We start from the raw sequence: 21,832 nt of genomic DNA on the forward strand, positions 1-21,832 counted from the left end.
CCTAGTCACGTCGCCCGGGCCGGTTCTTCGCGGCCTCGGCGGGTCGAAGTCCCCCGGACAATACTCGCCGGTAGCAACCAGGTGAGTTTCTCCGAGCGGATGACCGCGACTGGACCGATCACGGCCAGCAGCAGGACGTAGCCCGCGACGAACGGCGCGACCCGCGAGTCCAGCCCGGCCGCGGTCGCCATCGTGGCGAGCACCAGTGAGAACTCGCCGCGGGTGAGCACGGTCAGCCCGATGTTCACCCCGGCCTGGCGATCGAACCCGTGCAGCCGCGCGGCCAGCGCGCCCGCGCCCAGGTTCAGCACGATCGTCAGCGCCACCGCGACCAGCACCGGCACGACCACCGAGCCGACCGCGTTCGGGTCGATGCTGAGCCCGAAGATGAAGAAGAACAACGCGCCGAACGCGTCCCGCAGCGGGAGCACCAGCTTGTGGATACGCGGCGCGACCTTCGACCCGCCGAGCATCATGCCGACCATGAACGCGCCGATGGCGTCGGACACGCCGACCTCTTCGGCGACGGCGGCACCCATGACGGCGACACCGACGAAGCAGACGGTCAGCAGTTCGTCGTCGGCCGAACCGAACAGCTTCGACACCACGCGACCACCCCAGCGGGCGAGCGCGGCCATCACGATCAGGAACGCGAAGGCCTTGCCGAAGTCCGCGATCGCCGAGCCGAAACTCCCGGCACCGGACAGCACCGGTTGCAGCAAGGCCAGGTACAGCGCGAGGAACAGGTCCTCGATCACGATGATGCCCATGATCAGCCGGGATTCGGGGTTGTTCATCCGGCGGGATTCGAGCAGGAGCTTGGTGACGATCGCCGACGACGAGATACCGATCGCACCGGCGATGACCAGCGCTTCCCTGGTCCCCCAGCCCAGCAGGAAGCCGAAGGCGAGCCCGCCGCCGATATTGAGGATCAGGTAGCTCAGCCCGGACCAGACGAGTTTGCGCCCGCCCTTGGCCAGGTCGTCGAGCGAGAACTCGAGGCCGAGGTAGAACAGGAGGAAGACGAGACCGAGCCCGGCGAGCACACCGAGTTCGGCCGGATCGTCCACAAGGGACAGCCCGGGAGTGTTGGGGCCGAAGACGAAACCGGCCAGCATGAACAGGGGGATGGTGGGCAGCCCGATGCGGGCGCCTGCTCTGGCGATGACACCGGCGGCGAGGAACGCCCCGCCGACGGCCAGCAGGGCATGACCGGAACTCATGGAGACCTCCGATGGTGGCTGATGCGGGATGAGGACCGGCTCAGCGCGGAGGCGCCCGCGCGGGCGCCTGGGGCACCGCACGGGTGACGACGACGGATTCGCCCTGCTCAGGGACGTGGCCGGCGTCGGGGAGGTCGACGGTCTCCGCTTCGGCGGGAACGTCGGCGAGGGGAACGGCTTGCCCGCCATGGAAGGCGGGCAGCGGATGGGTCGCGAAGACGGCTACAGGGTCTTCCTTCGCGGCTCGGCCGTGCCCGTGGGGAACGGTCGGCGTGACGAAGGCGAAGACAAGCAAGATCAGGAGGAAGAAGACGGAACGGTGCCGTGAGGCGGGGGCACGGTTCGTCGTCATCTGCCCACGACTTTACCATTCCTTTATAGACATATCGACGAGGGATCCGTCACGACTCGCGCCACCTGGGCACGTCGATCACGATGTCCATTTAGGACAGTTTGGCGGCGACGGACTCCTCGTCTTCGGGCGGACCGCCGATGGCCGCGTACGTCTCGGGATCCCGCGTCCGCAACACTTCCGCGCGCAGGAAGCCCACCAGCGCGGCGACGAGCACGAGACCGGGAAGCCCCCAGCGCAACAGGAACGTCCCGGCCGGGCCGAGCAGCAGATCGAAGTTGAGCAGGATCAGCGCGAGGACGACCGACAGGGCGAGCATCGCCAGTCCTGGCGCGATCCAGCGGCGCCAAGCGTTTTCGGCGTGGCGGCGCCGTTTGAAAAAGCCGATCACCGACAGCGAGACGGCGATCATGATCACCACGACACCGGTGGACGCCGTCGTGCCGAGCCAGGTGAACAGTTCGGTCACCGGGTCGCGGCCCGCGATCGCGAACAGCGACACGACCACCAGCGCGAGCGCGGTCTGCGTGAGCGAACCGGCCACCGGCGCGCCGGTGCGTTTGCTGACCTTGGCCAGTGCGCGCGGCAGCAGCCCTTCCCTGCCCAGCGCGAAGAAGTACCGCGCGACGGCGTTGTGGAAACTCAGCAGCGCCGCGCACTGACCGGTCACGAACAGCGTGTACGCGACGTCGGAGAACGTCTCGCCGAGATGCCGGCCCGCCAGGTTGAACAGCAGATCCGGTCCCTGCGCGGCCGCGGTGGTGACGATGACGTCCGGTCCGGCGCCCACGGCCAGCGCGAGCGACGAGACGACGTAGAGCACCGCAGTGAGCCCGATCGCGGCGAAGGTCGCCCGGCCGACCGTGCGGCTGGGTTCCCGCGTCTCCTCGCCGTAGGTCGCCGCGCCCTCGAAGCCGATGAACGCGGCGGCGGAGAACGCGAACACCGCGCCCACGCCGGTGGTGAACAGGCTCGACGGCTCCAGCGGAACCCAGGAAACAGCGCCACCGGCCGGATTCGCGAACAACGCGATGTCGACGATCGCGACGACCGCCACCTCGAGGCACAGTGCCACCCCGAGCACCTTGGCGTTCAGATCGACCCGCAGGACACCGAGCGCGCCCACGATCAGCACCATCACCAGCGCGCACAGCCACCACGGCGGCGGGGATGCGGTGAGCGTGCCCAGCCAGGTCGACACCGACCAGCCGAACAGGCCGTAGATGCTGATCTGGATGGCGTTGTAGGAGGCCAGCGCGACGAACGCGATCCCGGCGCCGGTGGATTTGCCGACCCCGTTGGCGACGTAGGGGTAGAACGCGCCCGCGTTGGTGATGTAGCGGCTCATCGCCGCGTACCCGACCGCGAACAGGCCCAGTATCGGGGCGAGCAGAAGAAACGACAGCGGTACCCCGACGCTGCCGGTGACCGCGTAGTTCGTCGGGACCCCGCCCGCGATGGCGAAGAGCGGACCCGCCGCGGCCACCACGAAGAAGACGATCTGGGCGGCTCCGAGCCGCCGATGACCGAGACCGCGCCTCGGCCTTTGCATACCCATGAACCCGTCCCCCCGGACGTCGGTTTGGCGGCGAACGTGTTCGGCGCGCGTTCTTGATCTTGCGAGAGCCATCCCACCCTAGGGCCGGGCACCCCGGCGAGATACGTCCGTTCAGGCTAAAAACGGACCTAGGGTCGCAGCGGTACGCGTGCTACCGCTACTTTGGCCGTCCCGCACTACAACGCCGGGGGGCGTGCCATTCATGCGTCGGCTGACCTTGGTCGATTCCCTGTTCTTCCTCGCCCACGACGAGTTCACCGGAAAACCCGCGCTGCGCCGCACGGGACTCGGCATCGGAATGGCCGGTTCCGCGCTCTGCGATCTCCTCCTCGCCGAGCGGATCACCGTGGAACGCAAGCGAATCCGGCCACTGTCCCGGCGCGGCCTCGCCCATCCCCCGCTGGACGAGGTGTTCTCGGAAATCCTCGGCGAACGCGAGCGGCACACCGTCCGGGAATGGGTCGGCCATCTCCGCCAGGATCTCGGGGAAACGGTCGCGGACAATCTGCTCGCCGCGGGAGTGATCGACCGTGAGACAGACCGGGTGCCCATGCGGAAGAATCACCGGTACCCGCCGCGGGATCTGCTGATGTCGACTGCCGCGCGCAGCAAGGTGAGGACGGCCGTCCTCGGCACCGAACAGCCCGATCCGCATTCGGTGTGCCTGGCCCTGCTGGCCTGGACCATCGGTCTCGACGACTTCTGCGAACCGGAACTCGACCGCGCCGGCCTGCGGGCCTGGGCGGAGTCCACCCACCGGGATCTCCCGAAGGCGCTCGCCGAACTGATCTCGGGGGTGGACGCGGTGAGCGCCGCCGTCGTCTACACCGGCGACAGGCGATGACCGGCGGTAGCCTGACGCCATGCCCACCGACCGTGACCACGACGTCGTGCTGTTCGGCGCCACCGGATTCACCGGTGGCCTGACGGCGGAGTATCTCGCCCGAACCGCACCGCCCGGTCTGCGCCTCGCCTTGGCCGGACGCGACCCCGTCAAGCTGGAAGCCTTGCGGGAAAAGCTTTTCTCGATCAACCCGGAGTTCTCCGGACTACCGCTGTTGCGAGCCGACGTCTCCGATGCGGACTCGCTGCGGAAGGTCGCGGAGTCCGCGAAGGTCGTCGCCACCACGGTCGGCCCGTATGTCCACTACGGAGAGCCGCTGGTCGCCGCGTGCGCCGAGGCCGGGACCGACTACGCCGACCTGTGCGGCGAGCCCGAGTTCGTCGACAGGATGTACCTCGCCCACCACGCCCGCGCCGCCGGGACCGGAGCCCGGCTGGTGCACGCGTGCGGTTTCGATTCGATCCCGCACGACCTCGGCGCCCTCTTCACGGTTTCCCAGCTGCCGCAAGGTAAACCGATCCGGATCGACGGATACGTGCGCGCGGGCGCAGTGCCGTCCGGCGGCACTTTCCTTTCAGCGCTGACAGCGTTTTCCCGGCTGCCGTCGAGTTTCCGCGCCGCGCGCGACCGCGCGGCGGCCGAACCGCGGCCGGAAGACCGTCGTGCGCGCGCCCCGCTGGGCACGCCGCACCGCAACCCCGATGGTTTCTGGGCGGTGCCGCTGCCGACCATCGACCCGATGATCGTCGAACGTTCCGCCGCCGCCCTCCCGGCGTACGGACCCGACTTCACGTACCGGCATTTCGCGGCCGTGAAACGGCTTCCGGTGGTGGCCGCCGGTGCCGCCGGGATGGGTCTCGTCTTCGCCGCCGCCCAGCTCCCGCCCGCGCGGCGGGCGCTGTCGAAGCTGCTGAAACCCGGCGGTGGACCGGACGAGCAGCGGCGGGCACGGTCGTGGTTCTCCGTGCGATTCCACGCCGAGAGCGGCGGTGAACGTGTCGTGACCGAGGTGTCCGGCGGCGACCCGGGTTACGGCGAGACGGCGAAGATGCTCGGCGAGTCCGCCCTGTGCCTGGCGCTGGACGACCTGCCCGCGACGGCCGGGCAGGTCACCACGGCGACCGCGATGGGGCAGGCGCTGATCGACAGGCTGAGCGACGCCGGCCTGCGCTTCGCGACACTGCCTCACCGCGCCGGCTGAGATCAGCCGCCGGCACGCTCGGTGTAGAGCGTGACCTGCGGGTTGGCCGCGTAGAGCCCGTACAAGGTGAAGTCCTTGGACTGGCCTTCCGGGCAGGCCTTCGGGCTGTAGGAGGTCCGGTTTTCACTGGGCCAGTACACCTTGATCCGAGCGCACCTGTTGTCGGCGCTCGTGTCGACCACCCGGCCGGAGACCGTCACGGTGTTGCCGCCGCACCTGACGGTGAACTCGGCCCAGCCGCCCGCGACCGACGGATAGTACGGCGCGTTCCGGCACTCCTGCTGGATCGAGATCTCTCCGCTGGTCGCCGCGGTGGCGGGCGTGGCCGCGAACAGCGACCCGAACGCCATCACCGCACCCGTGGCGGCGAGGCCGAATTTTCCGATGTTCATCTTCATCCCCTCAGTAGTGGACCTGGCTCCACGAACCGTGCCAGGCACACTGGGCCGCCCAGCGCAGTTTTAGTTAGAGGTAAGGCAAAGGTGGCTGCGAAAGCCTCTTTCGCAACGTCGTGTAGGCAGGGGTGGACGGTCGGTCCAGGTGGTCGGCGAGGGAAGGCCCCCTTCCCTCGGCTGAGCCGAGGAAACTCGACCTTCACGTACTTCATTCAGGCGACCTGAGCGGTGGGGCTGGTGCGGGTGGGCGGTGTGTCGGCCGCCGGGTTTGAGTGGCACAGCCTTGATCAACGGAGGATTGAGGACGTTGAGTGTCCCGGATCCTCCGTTGATCATGGTCCGCGACGGGGGTCACGTCGCGTCTATGAAGGAATCGGGACGTTGAGTGTCCTGATTCCTTCATAGACGATCCCGACCCCGCTGGGATCGTCGCCCTTGTGCAGGTCAGCAGCAGGTAGGCAAATACCGGTCCGTTCTAACCGTCCTTACCACTCACGAGCCTCGCCATCAGGACTTAGCCACCTTTGCCTTACCCCTCAATAGTTCCGGCTGAAACATCGCCAAACCGCGCCTCTCGTGCGCTAATTCCTCCGGGGACTGGGGAGGAGAAGCTGTGCTGCGCGTGCATGTTTCCGGGGAGGACCTTGGCAGGGTCAGGGTCGCGAAGAAGCCGGATCCGATGTGGGAGACGACGTTGAGCCTGCGTCGGCTGCAGCGTGGGGACGGTGGCCTGCCGGTCCGGAAGTGGCGCGGCACCGTCCGTAGCCGGTTTCCGAAGGCGGCCGGGCCGTTGCTGACGCTGGTCCCACCCAGCGGGTACTTCCCGATTTCCTCGCGCCCTCGGGCGAAGACCTCGAAGAGCAACTTGAACTGGTGAGCGGCACCAAGCGCTGTGCCCTGCGACGGGATCTGGCGAGACAGGCGTGGATTCTGCTCACCAACGGCGTCGAAGGGTTGTTGAGCGCCGGTACTCGAGGTCGACCACCCGGTGCGCCACGACCTCCACCTCGGCGGGCGGCGGCTGCCGCTCATCCCGTCGTTCTTCTGCTGGCGGACCGGGGATGACCCTGATCGAGAACGACCAGGTGCCGGTGCTCGTCCATCCCATCGAGCAGCAACTTCCCGAGGCCGTGCCCCACGACCACGGCTCCGCCTTGTCGGCGCTGATGAGGCACCCCCGTGCCGCCGTACTGGAGCGGGTCTCGTGATCAGCCTGCGCCAGGGCAACACGGTGCGGCACCACCTCACGCCGCTGGCATCGGCCTTGCTGCGCAGGAATCTTTAACCGCCTCTCCCCCTTGCCGGAAACTGTCACCCGTGGTTATCGTGTGCGCACGCCGCAGCAACACCTGACAGAAGATGACAATTCTCTGTGGAAAGGGACACCTTTCATGAGTGACATCCTGCGGCCCGCGATGCGCCGCGCTCTCGGCGCTATCTCCGTTCTCGCTCTCGCCGTTTCCGGCCCGGTCGCGATCTCCTCACTCGCGTCCGCCGAACCTGCCCCGGCGTCGGCGTCGATCTTCGGTTCCGGTGGCGATCTCGCCTCGCCGGAGAAGAAGGAGATCGCGATGCAGATCGTCTCCAGCGCGGAAAACTCCTCCCTGGACTGGAAAGCGCAGTACTCCTACATCGAGGACATCAACGATGGACGCGGGTACACCGCCGGCATCATCGGGTTCTGCTCCGGCACCGGCGACATGCTGGAACTCGTCGAGCGCTATACGAACTCGGTCCCGGACAACCCGCTCGCGGAATACCTCCCGGCGTTGCGCGAGGTCGACGGCAGCGATTCGCACGAAGGCCTCGGCAGCGGTTTCGAAAACGCGTGGCGGGAGGCCGCCGCTCGTCAGGACTTCCAGGCGGCGCAGAACAGCGAACGCGACCGCGTCTATTTCGACCCGGCGGTGAACCAGGCCAAATCGGACGGTCTGGGCGCACTGGGACAATTCATCTACTACGACGCCATCGTGATGCACGGCCCGGGCACCAGCCAGGACAGCTTCGGCGGCATCCGTTCGGCCGCGATCCAGCAGGCCGAGCCGCCGTCCCAGGGTGGTGACGAGACGGCGTACCTCAAGGCGTTCCTCGACGCGCGGCGCGTGGTCATGAAGCAGGAAGAGGCGCACGCGGACACCTCGCGGATCGACACCGCCCAGCTGGTGTGGCTCAACGACGGCAACCTCGACCTGCACACCCCGCTGCAGTGGGCGGTGTACGGGGACTCGTACGAGATCTCCTAGGGGCACGGCGCGCGGCAAGGCGTTGGGGCGCGTCTCGTGAGCGGTGAGGACAGTTATTGAGGGGTAAGGCGAACGTGGCGTGGTGTGGGGGCGTGTCGCGAAAGCCACTTTCGCGACGTTGGATGTCCTGAAAGTGGCTTTCGCGACGTGGGCGGTGGCGGGGCGCATGGTCGGCCCAGGTGGTCGGCCAGTACGTGATGGGGGCTCGTGAGTGGTAAGGACGGTTAGAACCGTCCTCACCACTCACGAGGCCAGCAGGTCCTCGGCGGTCCGCGTGTTGATCACCCGGTCCGGCTCGATGCCCAGCTCGGTGGCCCGCGCACAGCCGAAGACCAGCCAGTCCAGCTGCCCCGGCGCGTGTGCGTCGCTGTCGATCGCGAAGTCGCAGCCCAGGTCCACGGCCAGGTTCAGCAACCGCGTCGGCGGATCCCGGCGTTCGGGACGCGAGTTGATCTCGACGGCGACCCCGTTGTCCCGGCACGCGGTGAACACCGCCTCCGCGTCGAACTCCGACTCGGGCCGCTTCCCTCGCGCTCCCATCACCAGCCGGCCGGTGCAGTGCCCCAGCACGCGGACCCGCGGATGCCGCACCGCGGCGATCATCCGCGGCGTCATCTCCTTCGCGGGCATCCGCAGTTTCGAGTGCACGCTCGCGACGACGAAGTCCAGCCGCTCCAGCAGTTCTTCCTCTTGATCGAGCGTGCCGTCGAGGTGGATGTCGACCTCGATGCCGTGCAGGATCCGGAACGGCGCCATGGTCTCGTTCAGTTCCGCGACGACGTCCATCTGCCGTCGCAGCCGCTCGGGCGAAAGGCCGTTGGCGACGGTCAGGCGCGGCGAGTGGTCGGTCAGCACCATCCATTCGTGGCCGAGCGCGCGGGCGGCCTCGGCCATCTCCTCGATCGGGCTTCCGCCGTCGGACCAGTCCGAATGGGTGTGGCAGTCGCCGCGCAACGCCGCCCGCATCGGACCGCCGTCGGGCAGCTTCGGCTCACCGATCTTCTCGAAGTACGCGGGACGGCGTCCGGCGAGGACGTCTTCGACGACGGCCGCGGTCGCCTTGCCGATGTTCGGCAACGCGGTCAAGGTGCCCGCCGCGGCACGTTCGCGCAGGTCGTCCGGCTTGACCTTGGCGATCACCGAGGCCGCCTGCCGGAACGCCCGCACCCGGTAGGTCGGCTCGCCCGCGCGCTCCAGCCGGAACGCGATCTCCCTCAACGCCTGTGCCGGTTCCATGGCTACCTGTCTACCCCGTCAACGGCGAAGAGGCAGCTCATGCAGAGCGACGTCGCTCAACTCCCCGTCGCGGATCTCGGCGGTCTGATACGTGCAGAACGGCTGCCGCCGCCGGTCGGTCGGCGAGCCGGGGTTCAGCAGCCGCAACCCGTTCGGCGTGACCGTGTCCCAGGGGATGTGACTGTGCCCGAACACGAGGACGTCGGCGTCCGGGAACAGTTCGTCGCAGCGACGCTCGCGCCCCTGTTTGCCGCCGGTTTCGTGAATGACCGCGAGCCGGACGCCGTCGAGGTCCGCCCGCGCGATCTCGGGGAGCCGCGCTCGCAGGTCCGCGCCGTCGTTGTTGCCGTAGACCCCGATGAGCCGCTCACTCCGGGCCTCTAGTTCATCGAGCAGGGCGGCCTCGACCCAGTCGCCGGCGTGGACGACGACGTCCGCCGCTTCGACCTCACGCCAGACCTGGCCCGGCAGTGCCTTCGCACGCAGCGGCAGATGCGTGTCGGCGATGAGCAGCAGGCGCATCACTCGTCCCCGATGGCTTCGAGGATCCGGTCCAGGAAGTCGCCGATGTGGGCGCGCAGCAGCCCGGCCGCGCCGTCGGCGTCACCCTTCTTCGCCGCCGCCAGCACCGCCTTGTGCTCGGTCCATTCCTTGCGCCAGCTGGGATTCGTCTCCCAGCCGACCACGCTGATCAGCGCGGCGCGGTCCTTGAGATCGTCCAGCATCGAGACCATCAGCGGATTGCCGCAGCCGCGGTAGAGCGCGCGGTGGAACCGGCGGTTGAGCAGGCTGAGCGCGGCCTGGTCCTTGTCCGAGATCGCCGCCGACGCCTCTTTCAACGCTTCCGCGGCGTCTTCGAGCAGGTCCGGCGAACGGCGCTCCACCGATCGGCGCACGGCTTCGGGCTCCAGCACCATGCGGACGTCGTAGACGGACTTCGCCAGCTCCGCGTCCACCACGCACACCGAGGCGCCCTTGTACGGGCTGAACGTCACGAGTCCGGTGTTGGACAGCACCTTGAGCGCCTCGCGGACCGGCGTCTTGGACACTCCGAGCCGGGCAGCGAGTTCGGCTTCGACCAACTGCTGGCCGGGTTTCAGCTCCCGGGTGAGGATGCCGCGGCGGATCTCTTCGAGCACCACTTCGGTACGCGAAGCGGGCAGGCTGAAGGTCGAAGACATGGGCCGATCATATATGAGATGCCATACTCGCGGTCATGAGGAACCCTGAGGAACTCCGCAGCCACCGCTGGTTCGGCGGCGACGAACTGCGCGGCTTCAGCCATCGGGCCCGGAGCAGGCAACTCGGCTACAACCCGGAGGAACACCTCGGAAAACCCGTCATCGCGATCCTCAACACCTGGAGCGACATCAACCCCTGCCACATGCATCTGCGCGAGCGGGCGGAACAGGTGAAACGCGGGGTGTGGCAGGCGGGCGGGTTCCCGCTGGAGTTCCCGGTCGCGACCCTGTCGGAGACCTTCCAGAAGCCGACACCGATGCTGTACCGCAACCTGCTTTCGATGGAGACCGAGGAGATCCTGCGGTCCTACCCCGTCGACGGCGCGGTGCTCATGGGCGGCTGCGACAAGACGACACCGGCGTTGCTGATGGGCGCGACGAGCGCGGGACTGCCCGCGATCTTCGTGCCCGCCGGCCCGATGTTGCGCGGTCACTGGCGCGACGAGGTGCTCGGCAGCGGCACGGACATGTGGAAGTACTGGGACGACAAACGGGCCGGGCTGATCGGTGACGAGGAACTGTCCGAATTGGAGCGTGGACTGGCCCGTTCCCCCGGAACCTGTATGACGATGGGGACCGCCGCCACGATGATGTCGGTCGCCGAAGTGCTCGGGCTGACCTTGCCCGGCGCGGCGTCCATCCCCGCCGTCGACTCGGCCCACCACCGGATGGCCGCGGCGAGCGGCGCGCGCGTCGTCGAGATGGTGTGGGAGGACCTCACCATCACGAAGATCCTCGACAAGCGCGCGTACGCCGACGCGATCACCACCGTGCTGGCGCTCGGCGGCTCCACCAACGCCGTCATCCACCTGATCGCGATGGCCGGGCGCGGGCGGATCCCGTTGTCCGTCGACGATTTCGACACGATCGCGCGCCGGGTCCCGGTACTGGCGAACATCCGACCCGGCGGGGACTGGCTGATGGAGGACTTCTACTACGCCGGCGGACTTCCCGGTCTGCTCTCCCGGCTGACCGACCTGCTGCACACCGATCGTGTGACGGTCACCGGCCGGACTCTCGGCGAGAACCTGACTTCGGCGCGGGTGCACGACGACGACGTCATCCGCACCCGCGACAACCCTGTCGCCGTCGAAGGCGGAGTCGCGGTGCTTCGCGGCAACCTCGCGCCGTCGGGCGCGGTGATCAAGCACATCGCCGCCGAACCCCGGCTGCTCGTCCACACTGGACCCGCGGTGGTTTTCGACGACTACAAGGACTTGAAGGCGCGCATCAACGATCCCGCTCTCGGCATCACCGAGGACTCCGTTCTGGTATTACGCGGATCCGGCCCGCTCGGCGGCCCCGGCATGCCCGAGTACGGGATGCTGCCGCTGCCCGATCACCTGCTGGCCAAGGGGGTCCGGGACATGGTCCGCGTTTCCGACGCCCGGATGAGCGGCACCAGTTACGGCGCCTGCGTGCTGCACGTCGCGCCGGAATCCCACGTGGGCGGGCCGCTCGCACTGGTCCGAGACGGTGATCCGATCACTTTGGACGTCCCTTCGCGACGGCTCAGTGTCGATATCACCGACGCGGAGCTGGAACGCCGCCGGGCTCGGTGGACTCCGCCGCCGCCACACTACGAACGGGGTTACGGCGCGTTGTACTCCGGACACATCACGCAAGCCGACGAAGGCTGCGACTTCGACTTTCTCGCACATGTGGGTGAAAACCCGGAGCCTGACGCCCAGTGACCACTCGGCGGAGTGGCCCGCTCACCCAACCGGGCGAGTTGCACGACCACAAAACGCGCCCCGTATCTTGAACGTACGTCCGGAACGTGTGGAAGGCCCGGATGCTGGATCACGACGCCCGGCTCCAGCCGGACCGTGGAGGGTGGAGAGTTGCCGCAGGAACCGCGCTGGCCCGAGTCCCACGCTGAGCAGACGGACATTCTCCCGGTCGTCACGTCCGGGTTCGCGGAGTCTGCCACGCCTCAGGAGCCCGCGCCACCGAAGCGCCGTCGCAGCTACCGCAAGGCCGCCTTCATCGGCGGCGGCGTGTTCGGCCTGCTGGTCGTCGCGTACGCCCTCGACGTGCTGGTCTCCCAGGGCAGCGTCCCCCGCGGCGTCACCGTCGCCGGGGTCGATGTCGGCGGGATGGACCGCGCGGCGGCCGAGAAGGAGCTCCGGGGCGGCATCGAGCCGCGGCTGACCCGGCCGGTGAAGATCGTCGCGGGCGACGCCGAGGAGTCGCTGGCGCCGAACACCGCGGGTCTGCGCCTCGACTGGCCCGCCACCCTCGACCAGGCGGGCGATCAGCCGCTGAACCCGTTCACGCGGATCGCGTCGTTCTTCTCGACCACCGAGGTCGGCGTCGTCACGCAGACCGACGACGGCAAGCTCACCGCCGCGCTGGAGAACCTGCGCGACAAGGTCGACCGCGACCCCGTCGAAGGCACCGTGCGCTTCGAGGAGGCCAAGCCGGTCGCCGTCGAGCCGAAGACCGGGCAGAAGCTCGACCTCGAAGCCGCCAAGCGGACGGTCCTGGAGCGCTGGGCCGGCGGCGAGCCGCTCACGCTCGCGGTCACCCAGACGCCGGTCAAGGTTTCGCCGGAGGCGGTCCACGCCGCCCTCGAGCAGATCGCGAAGCCCGCCGTGGCGGCGCCGATGGTCATCAAGGGCGAAGGCAAGGACGCCGTCGTCAAACCCGAGGACATCGCGGGCGCGCTCACCTTCGAAACCGCCGACGGCGGGGTGCTGAACCCGAAGGTGGACAACAACAAGATCATCGAGGCCGCGGGCCCGCAGCTGAAGTCCACCGAGAAGGAGGGCAAGGACGCGCAGATCGTCTTCGAAGGCGGCAAGCCGACCGTGCAGCCCTCCGAGGACGCCAACGTCGTCGACTGGGAACCGAGTCTCAAGCCGGTGCTCGACGTGCTCAAGCGCGCCGCGCCCCGCGAGCTGCCGGTGACCTACAAGAAGACCCCGGCCAAGGTGACCACCGAGCAGGCGAACCAGCTCGGCATCAAGGAGGTCGTCAGCGAGTTCAAGACCGGCGGGTTCGCGCCGGACTCGGGGACGAACATCCGGGTCGTGGCGCAGAAGGTCAACGGCGCCATCGTGAAGCCGGGCGAGACGTTCAGCCTCAACGGGTTCACCGGGCCGCGCGGCGCGGCACAGGGCTACGTCGAGGCCGGGGTCATCAAGGACGGCGCGCCCGGCCGCGAGGTCGGCGGCGGGATCTCGCAGTTCGCGACGACGCTGTACAACGCCTCGTACTTCGCCGGCATGAAGGACACCGAGCACAAGGAACACAGCTACTACATCAGCCGCTACCCCGCCGCGCGCGAGGCGACCGTGTTCCAGAACCACAACGGCGGCAGCGTGATCGACCTGAAGTTCACCAACGACGGTGACACCGGTGTCGCGATCCAGACCATCTGGACGCCGTCGGACATCACGATCCGGCTTTGGGGCACCAAGAAGTACACCGTCGAGTCGATCCCGGGCGGCCGCTCCAACCCGTCCGACCCGCCGACGAAGCCCGGCCCCGCCGAGAACTGCAAGCCCAGCAACGGCGCGCCCGGCTTCACCACGTCGGACACCCGGGTCATCAAGGACGCCGCGACCGGCCGCGAGATCCGGCGCCACACCCGGAACGTGCACTACAACCCGCAGCCGAAGATCACCTGCGGCACGGAGTAGCCCCACGGGACCCGTAAGTACGTGAAGGCCCCCTTCATTGCGTCTAGCGCAGTGAAGGGGGCCTTCACGTACTTACGAGGTTCACCGCGCGCGTCCGGGGCGGTACGCTGAGTCGCTCACCCGACCGAGTGGGGTGATCACCTCGTGGACTCCAAGGCGACCTTCCGGCAGGTCCTCGCGGTCGGTGAACTACGGGCGATCTGGCTCGCGGAACTCCAGTCGATCCTCGGTGACCAGGTGGCCAGGGTCGCCCTGTCGGTGCTGGTGTTCCAGCGGACCGGTTCGGCGACCTGGCCCGCGCTGACCTACGCGCTCACCTACCTTCCCGATCTGGTCGGCGGGCCGTTGCTCGGCGGACTGGCCGACCGGTTCCCGCGCCGCGCGGTGATGGTCGGCTCCGACGTCGTCCGCGCGCTCCTGGTCGCGGTGCTCGCCGTCCCCGGCATCCCGTTGCCCGTGCTCGCCGCCGTGCTGGTGGTGGTGCAACTGGCCAACGCGCCGTTCACCGCCGCACAGGCCGCGGTCCTGCCGTCGGTGCTGAGCGGGGATCGTTACATGCTCGGCCAGTCCCTGCTGAAGATCACCAACCAGATCGGCCAGCTCGCCGGCTTCGCCTTGGGCGGAGCGGTGATCGCCGCGATCGGGCCGGGCCGCGGGCTGGCGCTGGACGCGGTGACGTTCGGTGTCTCGGCGATCGTCCTGCGACTGGGTGTCCACGCGCGGCCCGCTTCGGGCTCCGGCGGCCCGGCGACGTCGACCCTGCGGCGGCTTTCGGCGGGCGCAAGGACGATCTGGCTCGACCGCCGGTTGCGCGCGCTGGTCGGCCTGGCGTGGCTCGCGGGTTTCGTGATCGTGCCGGAAGGGCTCGCCGTGCCCTACGCCGCGGAGATCGGCGGCGGGGCGGCGACGGCGGGACTGCTGCTCGCGGCGCATCCGGCGGGGATCGTGCTCGGGGTGTTCGTGCTGGGCCGCCTCGTGCGGCCCGAAGTCCGGTTGCGGATGGTCGGAACGCTGGCGCTCGGCGCGATCGTGCCGCTCGCGGCGTTCTGGTTCCGGCCGTCGCTCCCCTACGCCGCCGGACTGCTCGTGCTGTCCGGGATGTGCGCGGCCTATCAGGTCACCGCGAGCACCACGTTCATGCGATTGGTACCCGACACCGAACGAGGCCAGGCCTTCGGCCTCGCCGGGTCGGGACTCATCGCCGTGCAGGGAATCGGGCTCATCGCCGGCGGCCTGCTCGTCGGCGTGCTCGGTTCACCCGCGACGACGGTCTCGGTCATCGCACTCGCCGGTCTCGTAGTGGCTGTTCCGGCCACCCGGGCTTGGCGCCACGTGGCCCCTCTTCACCCCCTCTAGACCGGAACCCGGTACTCACCAGTTCTGCCCGCGCATGGGGCTCACCCCCTCTCCCACCCCGCGGCCCTCTCCCCCGCGCCGCTTCCGGTCACACGTGGTGCACCCACGCCTACCCATACAGCGTAGTGACACCTAGTATCCAATCGATTACGTTCTTCTCCGTGGCGCTAACGAATTGGGCGCTGTGGCGGCTACCCAACCGCTGTTTGATCGGCTTCGTCCTCCTGGTGGACGTCGCGGCGATCGCCGGATCCGCCTGGTCTTTTCTCCGGATACCGTTCACTCAGGGTGACGCCCTCCCTTTCGCGATCCTGATCACCAGCGCCGTGCTGTACACGGAGTTGTCACGTCCGGTGGAGCAAGTGCGGGAACGGTTCGCGGGCACGCCGCACATCTCGCTCGACAGCGTCTGGACCTTCGCGGCCGTGCTGCTGGTGCACCCGGGGCTCGCCGCGCTGGTCATCGCCGTGTCGTTCTTCTACCGCTGGTTTCGCGGTCAGCCGAACCCGTTGTTCCGGCGGACGTTCTCCACGTCGGCGACCGTGCTCTCGGGTTTCGCGGCCGCCGCCTTCCTCTCGCTGTACGCGGCCCCGTTCGACGTACTCCCCCGCGACGCCTCCTCGTTCGTGTCGGTGGTCGCGGCGGGCGGAGTGTTCCTGCTGGTCAATACCGCGCTGATGACGGTCGCGGTGTACTACGGCACCCCGCACGAGCGACTGCGCGACGCGGTGGCGAAGCCGTTCGAATACGCCCTCGAAGCGGCGACGATCGCGCTCGGCGTCATCGTCGCGTGGGCGCTGCGCGACTGGCCGGTGGTGCTGCTGCTGGTCGTCGGGATCACGTTGGTGCTGCACCGCGGCGTACTGCTGCGGCAGCTGAGACGGCAGGCGCGCAGTGACGCCAAGACCGGGTTGCTCAACGCCAAGGCATGGCGCGAGGCGGCGACCGACGAACTCGACCGCGCGCGGCGCGCGGGACGGCACACCAGTCTGCTGATGGTCGACGTCGACCGGTTCAAACTGATCAACGACCGCCACGGGCATCTGGTCGGCGACCGGTATCTGGCGGCGATCGCGGAAACGCTGCGCACCGAGGTGCGCGGCACGGATCTGGTCGGGCGGTTCGGCGGCGAGGAGTTCGTCGTCCTGTTGCCCGGCACGCCCGCCGTGCACGCACACGCGATCGCGGAACGCATCCGGTCGAGCGTGGCTTCGCGCACCGGCGACCTGCCCGAACACGTCACCGTGTCGATCGGCCTCGCCGACCGGCCGGGCGTCAGCGATCTGGACGCGGTGATCGCCGTCGCGGACCGGGCGCTCTACGAGGCCAAGAACACCGGGCGGAACCGGACGTCGGGCTACCAGGTGACCGGCTGACCCCACCGCCGCGATTCGGCACCTACTTGCGATGGTTGCGCACGCATTCACCGCAAGTAGGTGCCGAATTGCGAATCAGGGAAGGCCGGCGAGGGACTTCTCGAGGGCCTCATCGGGCAGCGCGTGGTCGGAGATGTCGCCCGCCAGGTACGCGCCGTACGCCGGAAGGTCGAGGTGCGCGTGCCCGCACAGCGCGGTCAATATCACCTTCTCCTCTCCGGTTTCCTTGCACCGCAACGCTTCCTGAATGCACGCGGCGAGCGCGTGGGTCGGCTCGGGCGCGGGGATGATGCCCTCCGTGCGGGCGAACCGCACGCCTGCCGCGAAGCAGTCCTCCTGCCCGATGGCGACCGCGTCGATCAGCCCGAGTTCGTAGATGTGCGAGATCAACGGCGACATCCCGTGGTAGCGCAAGCCACCGGCGTGAATGGGGTCGGGGATGAAGTCGTGACCGAGCGTGTGCATCTTCAGCAACGGCGTCAGCCCGGCGGTGTCCCCGAAGTCGTACGTGTACTTCCCCCGGGTGAGGGTCGGGCAGGCGGCCGGTTCGACCGCGCGGATCACCGGGTCCATCCGACCGGCGAGTTTCTCGCGCAGGAACGGGAAGGCGAGCCCGCCGAAGTTGGATCCGCCACCGGTGCAGCCGACGAGGACGTCCGGAGTGTCCCCGGCCAGTTCGAACTGCTTGAGCGCCTCTTCGCCGATGATCGTCTGGTGCAGCAGCACGTGGTTGAGCACGCTGCCGAGCGCGTAGCGGGTGTTCTCCGCCTGCGCCGCCTGCTCGACCGCCTCGCTGATCGCGATGCCGAGGCTCCCGGTCGATCCAGGGTCGGCGGCCAGGATCGCGCGACCGGAGGCGGTCAGCTCGGACGGGCTCGGGTGCACCGTCGCGCCGAAGGTCTCCATCATCAGCTTGCGATACGGCTTCTGGTCGTACGAAGCGCGGACCTGCCACACCTCGCATTCGAGCCCGAAGGTGGCGCAGGCGAACGCGAGCGCGCTACCCCACTGTCCGGCGCCGGTTTCCGTGGTCAGCCTGGTGACACCCTCCGCCGCGTTGTAGAACGCCTGCGGCACGGCGGTGTTGGGCTTGTGCGAGCCGACCGGGCTGACACCCTCGTACTTGTAGTAGATCCGGGCGGGGGTGCCGAGCGCCTTCTCCAGCCGCCTCGCGCGGAACAGCGGCGACGGCCGCCAGAGCCGATAGACGTCCAGGACCTCTTCCGGGATGTCGATGTACCGTTCGGTGCTGACCTCTTGAGCGATGAGCGCCTGCGGGAACAGGGGCGCGAGATCGTCCGGACCGACCGGCTCGCGGGTGCCCGGATGCAGGGGCGGCGGTGGCGGCTCCGGCAGGTCCGGGACGACGTTGTACCACCTGGCCGGCATGTCCGCTTCGTCGAGAACGTACTTCGTCCGCTCCACCACTTGAGCCTCCTGCGTTCGAGCCTCGGGACCGGTCTCCAACCTAAAGGGACGGACGGCGCGGCACCAGAGATCGCTACTACGGTGTGACCATGGGGAATCTCGTACTGCTCGACGCACCGTCCAATCTCGGACTGCGCCCGCCCGCCGAAGGTGTGGTCCCCGGCTGCTACAAGGCGCCGGGCGCACTGCGTGACCACGGCCTGCTCACCCGTTTGGGGGCGACCGACGGCGGCGTCGTCACCCCGCCGCGGTATCTGCCCGCTTGGTCGCCCGGCAGTGGTGTCCGCAACGCCGCCGGGATCGCGACCTACACCGCCGCCCTCGCCGGCCGTCTCGCGAAGATCCGCGCGGACGGCGGCTTTCCGGTCGTGCTCGGCGGCGACTGCTCGATCGCGCTCGCCGCGATGCTGACGCTGCGTCGCGAAGGCCGCTTCGGCATCGTCTACTTCGACGGGCACGACGACTTCCGGCACCTGGGCAATTCCGATCACGTCGCCTCCGTCGGCGGTGAGGCCCTCGCCGTCGTCACCGGCCGTGGCCAACCGGAACTGGCCGATGTGGACGGTCTGAGTCCCTACGTCCGCGACGAAGACGTCCTCGTGCTCGGCGTTCGCGCGGAGGAGTCCGCCGAGGCAAGGGACGCCGGGCTGCGCGTCGTGACCAGCCAGGAGATCATGGCGTCCGGCACCGGCGGCGCGCTCGCCGCCGCCCGCGAGATTTTCACGCCACTGGACGGTTTCTGGATCCACATCGACATCGACACCCTCGATCCGGAATTCGTGTCCGCTGTGGACAGTCCCGATCCCGGCGGGCTCAGCCCGGACAAGCTCGTGGAACTGTTGCGCGGCCTCGTCGCGATCCCCGGCGCGGCCGGGCTGGAGCTGACGATCTTCGATCCCGACCTCGATCCCGACGGCACGCAGGCCGCCCTGGTGGCGGACTGCCTCGTGCGCGCACTGGAAGGAACCCGATGACCCAGGTGACCGTCACCGACGGCTCGTTCGACGCCCCGCTGTGGCTGCCCAAATCCGGCTCCGGTCCGGGTCTGGTGCTGATCCAGGAGATCTTCGGTCTCGACGACTACCTCAAGTCGGTCGCCGCCGATCTCGCCGCGCTCGGCTACGTCGTCGCCGTGCCCGAACTGTTCTGGCGGATCGCTCCCGGCTGGTCGGCCACGCACGACGAGGCCGGTGTCTCGGCGTCGATGGAGGTCTCCGGCCGACTCGACCCGGCACGCGCCGTCACCGACGTGCTCGCGACCCTGGCGACGCTGCGCGCGCTGCCCGAAACCGACGGCCGCGGGGGCGTCTTCGGCTTCTGCCTCGGCGGCTCGATAGCCTACGCGGCCGCCGCCGAAGGCGACCCGGATGTCGCGGTTTCGTACTACGGGTCGCGCGTTCCGGAGCAACTTCCGTTGCTGGACAAGATCACTTGCCCGATCCAGTTCCAGTTCGGCGGCGCGGATCCGTACATTCCCGTCGAGGGCGTGCGGAAGCTGGCTGACGCGGTGGCTTCCCACGACGGGGCGGAGATCCACATCCATGAGGGCGCGGGGCACGCGTTCCACAACCACGTGGCGCCGATGTTCCACCAGCCCGAGCCCGCCGCGGCGGCTTGGGCGCTGACGTTGGAGTTCCTCGGGCGGGTTTTCCCGGCGCGAGTGGGTGATGGGGGCTCGTGAGTGGTGAGGACGGTTAGAACCGTCCTCACCACTCACGAGACGCGACCGGGTAAATGATCCGGGCTGCCCGCGTTACGGAATATGTCGGTGCCTCCCGGTAGTTTCCCCACCATGGCCACATTGGTGAGTTTTCATGCCCACCCCGACGACGAGTGCATCGTCGCGGGTGGCGTCATGCGCAAGGCCTTCGAGGAAGGTCACCGTGTCGTGCTCGTCGTAGCGACCAGGGGGGAGGTCGGCGAGGTGCCGGACGGTTTCCTCGACGACGGAGAGGAGTTGTGGCAGCGCCGCGTGCAGGAGACGCACGCTTCCGCCGAGGTACTGGGGGCCAAGCGGGTCGAGTTCCTGGGGTACACCGATTCCGGCATGATGGGCGAGCCGCGCAACGACGTGTCCGGCACGTTCTGGCAGGCCGACGTCGAGGAGGCCGCGCAGCGGCTGGCCGCGATCCTGCGCGAGGAGCAGGCCGACGTCCTGACCGTCTACGACGACAACGGCGGCTACGGGCATCCGGACCACATCCAGGTGCATCGCGTCGGGATGCGCGCGGCCGAGCTGGCGGGCACGCCGCGGGTCTACGAGGCGACGAGCAACAGCGACGAGATGCGCCGCGGCATGGAAGAGGCGGTGCGGACGGGGCAGATGAAGGCCGAGGACCTTCCCGATTTCGAGGACGGTTCCGAGTTCGGCAAGCCGGAAGCGATCCTGACGGCGAGGGTCGACGTCACCGCGTACCTGCCCTACAAGAGGGCCGCGATGCGCGCGCACGCCAGTCAGATCAGTGAGGACTCGTTCTTCCTCGCGATGCCCGACGAGGGGTTCGCGCAGGCGTTCGGTGTCGAGTGGTTCATCCGCGCGGGTCAGGGGCCGGGCATCACCGAGACCGACATCATGGCGGGGCTCTGACCGATGGGCATGTGCGGTGCGTACCTGCGCGTCACCTTCGGTGAACTGCGCGAGCTGATCGACGATCCCGATCGGTACTGGGAGTACGCGGAGAAAGCAGACGGCACCGAGCGCTCGGTGGACATCGACAAGGCATGGCACGCGCTGTGGTTCCTGGTCCAGCGAGCCGGGTTCGAGATCGACTTCGTGCTGGGCGGAACACTGCTGGGGGAAGCCGACAGTGACGGGCCGCCGCGGCATTTCACCGCGGACGAGGTGCGGACGATCTCGGCGGAGTTGTCACGGACCGGGTTCGATCGGCTCTCGCAAGGCGTCGAGCTCTCGGAGCTCGAGGCCGAGGGGATCTACCCGCCGATCTGGGACGAGCCCGACGCGCTGGATTACGTACGGGGCAACTACGACAGCTTGGCGACCTTCTTCGCCGGGGCCGCGAAGGCCGGGGAGCCGGTCGTCACGATCATCACCTGACGACGGCGGGCCCCAAGTACATGAAGGCTCCCTTCCTTGCGCCTATCGCAAGGAAGGGAGCCTTCATGTACTTCGGCCGAGCGACAGAACCGGGTGCAAGGGCGTGGGCGGGCGGCGGTCCGTGAAGGCCTCCTTCCCTACCCTGAGGGTAAGGAAGGGGCCCTTCGCTACCTGCCGAGCCCGAACCCGAAGTCCCTCAAGGAGGCCTTCACGGACTTCACAGTCTCGGCCGGCAGATCAGGCCGTGGCGGCGGTGACGTCGAGTTCGACGAGCTGCCCGGGGTAGCCGAGCTGCGCGACGCCGAGCAGGGTGCTCGCGGTGGTGAAGGCCTCCCCGATCTCCGACTCGACGAACCGGTCCCACACGGCCGAAAGCACGTCGGCGTCCGGCGTCACCACGTAGATCACTGTGCGCACCACATCGGCCGGGGTCGCCTTGGCGAAGGCGAGCGCGGCGGCGGTGTTCGCGACGACCTGGTCGACCTGGGCGAGCACGTCACCCTCGACGACCTTGCCGTCTTCGGCGAGCGGGCACTGGCCGGCGAGGTGGATGTCCCGCCGTCCTTCGACGATGGTCACGTGGTGGTAGGTGGGCGTGGGGTGCAAACCGGGCGGATGGTGGCGTTCAATGGTCACGAACCGCATCCTCACCGAACCGGCCGAGGCCGGCCAACTGG

General features: G+C 68.6%; 22 protein-coding genes. 13 read left to right on the forward strand and 9 right to left on the reverse strand.

Going from position 1 to position 21,832, the window contains the following annotated elements; translation table 11 throughout:
• Positions 1 to 5: 5 nt before the first annotated feature.
• From H074_RS30645 to H074_RS30655, 3 genes are all read right to left on the reverse strand, one after another.
• Positions 6 to 1,223 carry a cation:proton antiporter gene (locus tag H074_RS30645; protein ID WP_007033963.1) on the reverse strand — a complete coding sequence of 406 codons (1,218 nt, stop codon included), beginning with the start codon at positions 1,221 to 1,223 and terminating at the stop codon, positions 6 to 8.
• 40 nt (positions 1,224 to 1,263) lie between these two features.
• Positions 1,264 to 1,575: a hypothetical protein gene (locus tag H074_RS39615; RefSeq protein ID WP_083920526.1), complete on the reverse strand. Its 312-nt coding sequence runs from the start codon at positions 1,573 to 1,575 to the stop codon at positions 1,264 to 1,266.
• 91 nt (positions 1,576 to 1,666) lie between these two features.
• The gene (locus H074_RS30655) at positions 1,667 to 3,133 is read right to left on the reverse strand and encodes an APC family permease (RefSeq protein WP_007033965.1); all 1,467 of its coding nucleotides are present in this window, start codon (positions 3,131 to 3,133) and stop codon (positions 1,667 to 1,669) included.
• 202 nt (positions 3,134 to 3,335) lie between these two features.
• Here H074_RS30655 and H074_RS30660 point away from each other — a divergent pair, with 202 nt between their 5' ends.
• Together H074_RS30660 and H074_RS30665 are read left to right on the forward strand one after the other, a co-directional pair.
• Positions 3,336 to 3,977 (forward strand): GOLPH3/VPS74 family protein, encoded by a 642-nt coding sequence (locus tag H074_RS30660; RefSeq protein ID WP_007033966.1) that lies wholly within the window; start codon positions 3,336 to 3,338, stop codon positions 3,975 to 3,977.
• 19 nt (positions 3,978 to 3,996) lie between these two features.
• Positions 3,997 to 5,178, forward strand: a complete 1,182-nt coding sequence (locus H074_RS30665) for a saccharopine dehydrogenase family protein (RefSeq protein WP_007033967.1) — start codon at positions 3,997 to 3,999, stop codon at positions 5,176 to 5,178.
• 2 nt (positions 5,179 to 5,180) lie between these two features.
• On the opposite strand, the gene H074_RS30670 is transcribed toward H074_RS30665, so the two are convergent.
• Positions 5,181 to 5,570 (reverse strand): hypothetical protein, encoded by a 390-nt coding sequence (locus tag H074_RS30670; RefSeq protein ID WP_152521528.1) that lies wholly within the window; start codon positions 5,568 to 5,570, stop codon positions 5,181 to 5,183.
• A gap of 616 nt (positions 5,571 to 6,186) precedes the next feature.
• Between H074_RS30670 and H074_RS41735 the strand changes: the two genes are divergently transcribed.
• The 3 genes from H074_RS41735 (at position 6,187) to H074_RS30680 (ending at position 7,816) form a co-directional block, all read left to right on the forward strand.
• Entirely contained in the window at positions 6,187 to 6,450 is a 264-nt protein-coding gene (locus H074_RS41735; protein WP_007033969.1) for a hypothetical protein, read from the forward strand.
• Positions 6,451 to 6,634: 184 nt separating this feature from the next.
• Positions 6,635 to 6,781 (forward strand): hypothetical protein, encoded by a 147-nt coding sequence (locus tag H074_RS41740; protein WP_235096911.1) that lies wholly within the window; start codon positions 6,635 to 6,637, stop codon positions 6,779 to 6,781.
• 183 nt (positions 6,782 to 6,964) lie between these two features.
• Positions 6,965 to 7,816 (forward strand): chitosanase, encoded by an 852-nt coding sequence (locus H074_RS30680; protein ID WP_007033970.1) that lies wholly within the window; start codon positions 6,965 to 6,967, stop codon positions 7,814 to 7,816.
• A gap of 243 nt (positions 7,817 to 8,059) precedes the next feature.
• Here H074_RS30680 and H074_RS30685 read toward each other — a convergent pair whose 3' ends face one another.
• From H074_RS30685 to H074_RS30695, 3 genes are read right to left on the reverse strand one after another with little or no spacing between them, the layout of a single operon-like run.
• A complete protein-coding gene (locus H074_RS30685) occupies positions 8,060 to 9,052 on the reverse strand; it encodes a PHP domain-containing protein (protein WP_007033971.1) in 993 nt (330 codons plus the stop codon).
• Between the two features lie 18 nt (positions 9,053 to 9,070).
• A complete protein-coding gene (locus tag H074_RS30690; RefSeq protein WP_007033972.1) occupies positions 9,071 to 9,574 on the reverse strand; it encodes a metallophosphoesterase family protein in 504 nt (167 codons plus the stop codon).
• Entirely contained in the window at positions 9,574 to 10,233 is a 660-nt protein-coding gene (locus H074_RS30695; RefSeq protein WP_007033973.1) for a GntR family transcriptional regulator, read from the reverse strand. The genes H074_RS30690 and H074_RS30695 overlap by 1 nt, the downstream gene beginning before the upstream one ends.
• Positions 10,234 to 10,268: 35 nt before the next feature.
• On the opposite strand from H074_RS30695, the gene araD reads away from it, so the two are divergent.
• From araD to H074_RS30715, 4 genes are all read left to right on the forward strand, one after another.
• A complete protein-coding gene (araD, locus tag H074_RS30700) occupies positions 10,269 to 11,987 on the forward strand; it encodes an L-arabinonate dehydratase (protein ID WP_007033974.1) in 1,719 nt (572 codons plus the stop codon).
• Between the two features lie 150 nt (positions 11,988 to 12,137).
• The gene (locus H074_RS30705) at positions 12,138 to 13,940 is read left to right on the forward strand and encodes a VanW family protein (protein ID WP_007033975.1); all 1,803 of its coding nucleotides are present in this window, start codon (positions 12,138 to 12,140) and stop codon (positions 13,938 to 13,940) included.
• 144 nt (positions 13,941 to 14,084) lie between these two features.
• Complete coding sequence (locus H074_RS30710; RefSeq protein ID WP_007033976.1) at positions 14,085 to 15,296, forward strand: MFS transporter; 1,212 nt, start codon at positions 14,085 to 14,087, stop codon at positions 15,294 to 15,296.
• A 161-nt stretch (positions 15,297 to 15,457) separates the two neighbouring features.
• Entirely contained in the window at positions 15,458 to 16,672 is a 1,215-nt protein-coding gene (locus H074_RS30715) for a GGDEF domain-containing protein (RefSeq protein ID WP_235096913.1), read from the forward strand.
• Between the two features lie 75 nt (positions 16,673 to 16,747).
• Here H074_RS30715 and H074_RS30720 read toward each other — a convergent pair whose 3' ends face one another.
• Positions 16,748 to 18,100, reverse strand: coding sequence for a TrpB-like pyridoxal phosphate-dependent enzyme (locus H074_RS30720; RefSeq protein ID WP_039923710.1), 1,353 nt, complete (start codon positions 18,098 to 18,100; stop codon positions 16,748 to 16,750).
• Between the two features lie 89 nt (positions 18,101 to 18,189).
• Here H074_RS30720 and H074_RS30725 point away from each other — a divergent pair, with 89 nt between their 5' ends.
• The 4 genes from H074_RS30725 (at position 18,190) to H074_RS30740 (ending at position 21,155) form a co-directional block, all read left to right on the forward strand.
• On the forward strand, positions 18,190 to 19,074 hold the full coding sequence (locus H074_RS30725) for an arginase family protein (RefSeq protein ID WP_007033979.1): 885 nt from the start codon (positions 18,190 to 18,192) through the stop codon (positions 19,072 to 19,074).
• Positions 19,071 to 19,781 (forward strand): dienelactone hydrolase family protein, encoded by a 711-nt coding sequence (locus H074_RS30730; protein WP_007033980.1) that lies wholly within the window; start codon positions 19,071 to 19,073, stop codon positions 19,779 to 19,781. Before H074_RS30725 ends, H074_RS30730 begins: the two co-directional genes overlap by 4 nt.
• Before the next feature lie 111 nt (positions 19,782 to 19,892).
• Positions 19,893 to 20,687 (forward strand): PIG-L family deacetylase, encoded by a 795-nt coding sequence (locus H074_RS30735; protein WP_039923712.1) that lies wholly within the window; start codon positions 19,893 to 19,895, stop codon positions 20,685 to 20,687.
• 3 nt (positions 20,688 to 20,690) lie between these two features.
• Entirely contained in the window at positions 20,691 to 21,155 is a 465-nt protein-coding gene (locus H074_RS30740) for a YfbM family protein (protein WP_007033982.1), read from the forward strand.
• A 237-nt stretch (positions 21,156 to 21,392) separates the two neighbouring features.
• Here H074_RS30740 and H074_RS30745 read toward each other — a convergent pair whose 3' ends face one another.
• Positions 21,393 to 21,791 (reverse strand): RidA family protein, encoded by a 399-nt coding sequence (locus tag H074_RS30745; protein ID WP_007033983.1) that lies wholly within the window; start codon positions 21,789 to 21,791, stop codon positions 21,393 to 21,395.
• Positions 21,792 to 21,832: the final 41 nt, after the last annotated feature.

This window comes from Amycolatopsis decaplanina DSM 44594, assembly GCF_000342005.1.
GTDB classification, from domain to species: domain Bacteria; phylum Actinomycetota; class Actinomycetes; order Mycobacteriales; family Pseudonocardiaceae; genus Amycolatopsis; species Amycolatopsis decaplanina.